Below are 1,375 nucleotides of genomic sequence, written 5' to 3'. Positions count from 1 at the left end.
GAACCTGTCCGCATTTTTGTGGGCGAGGCGGTTGAACAGCACGTTATCCGCGCGCCTGCATAAATCGCTCTCCGAACAGGATAGCAAACTGGTTCATCGCTGATTTCCAGTCGAAGGCGGACCGCACGGTCTTGGCCAGCACGTTGCGCAGCGCCAGCCAGAGCAGCTTGATCGCCGCCTCGTCATTCGGGAAGTGGCCGCGCGTCTTGATGATCTTGCGCAGCTGCATGTTCAGACTTTCTATGGCGTTCGTGGTGTACACAACCCGTCTAATCTCCGGCGGGAACACGTAGAACGGTACGACGTGCTCCCATGCCCGCTGCCACGACTGCACGATCGTCGGGTACTTCGCGCCCCAAGGTCCGTCGGCGAAGTCTTGTAGCGCCTGCCTTGCCGCCTCTTCGCTGGCGGCCGCGTAGATCGGGCGTAGCGCGGCGGCCACTGCCTTGCGATCCTTGTAGCTGGCGTACTCCAGACTGTTGCGGATCAGATGCACGATGCAGGTCTGAACGGTGGTCCGAGGATAGGCTGCGCTGATGGCCTCGGTCAGTCCTTTCAAGCCGTCGACCACGGCGATCAGGATGTCCTGGCAGCCGCGCGTCTTCAGTTCGTTGAACACCTTGAGCCAGAACTTGGCGCCCTCGGTCTGCTCGATCCAGAGGCCCAGCACGTCGCGCTGGCCGTCGGCCTGAATGCCCAAGGCCAGATAGACGGCCTTGTTGCTGACCACGCCATCGTCGCGGATCTTGACCCGCAGCGCGTCGAAGAACACGACCGGATACATCGCTTCGAGCGGGCGGCTCTGCCACGTCAGCGCTTCGGCCATCACCTCGTCGGTGACCGAGCTGATGAAGTCGGGCGATACCTCGGTGCCATAGTGCTCGGCCAGAAACCCCTGAATCTCGCGCACGCTCATGCCGCGGGCGTACATCGCGATGATGCGCTCGTCGAAACCGGTGAAGCGGCGCTCGTGCTTGGGAATCAGGATCGGCTCGAAGCTGCCGTCACGGTCACGAGGCACGTCGACCCGGACTGGGCCACGATCGGTGATGACCGTCTTGCCGCTGGCGCCGTTGCGCTCGTTGACCTGCCCGGGCGGCTTAGGCTGGCCCGCAGGATAGCCCAGATGCAGATTCATCTCGGCGCCCATCGCGCGCTCGATGACCGCCTTGTTGAATGCCAGCATCAGATCCTGCACCTCGGCCGGCGACATCGGCCCCTTGACCAACTGGTCCAGCAGTTCCTTGGGCAGTTCAGGCAGCGGCCCTCGGGCCGCTGCCTGACGCGCTACAGTTTGTCTCTTTTTCTTCATCGGCATATCCATGGCCTTTACACCTCATGATATGCCCCGCCCACGAAATCACGGATAGGTCCC

General features: G+C 62.5%; 1 protein-coding gene. It reads right to left on the bottom strand.

Going from position 1 to position 1,375, the window contains the following annotated elements; genetic code table 11:
* Nucleotides 1–43 precede the first annotated feature (43 nt).
* Nucleotides 44–1,318, bottom strand: coding sequence for an IS256 family transposase (locus tag CFB82_RS29370; protein ID WP_373558859.1), 1,275 nt, complete (start codon nucleotides 1,316–1,318; stop codon nucleotides 44–46).
* Nucleotides 1,319–1,375: the final 57 nt, after the last annotated feature.

This window comes from Burkholderia sp. HI2714, from assembly GCF_002223085.1.
GTDB lineage: Bacteria > Pseudomonadota > Gammaproteobacteria > Burkholderiales > Burkholderiaceae > Burkholderia > Burkholderia lata_D.
Note: the sequence above shows the minus strand (reverse complement) of the source record. Positions and strands in the feature narration are given on the sequence as shown.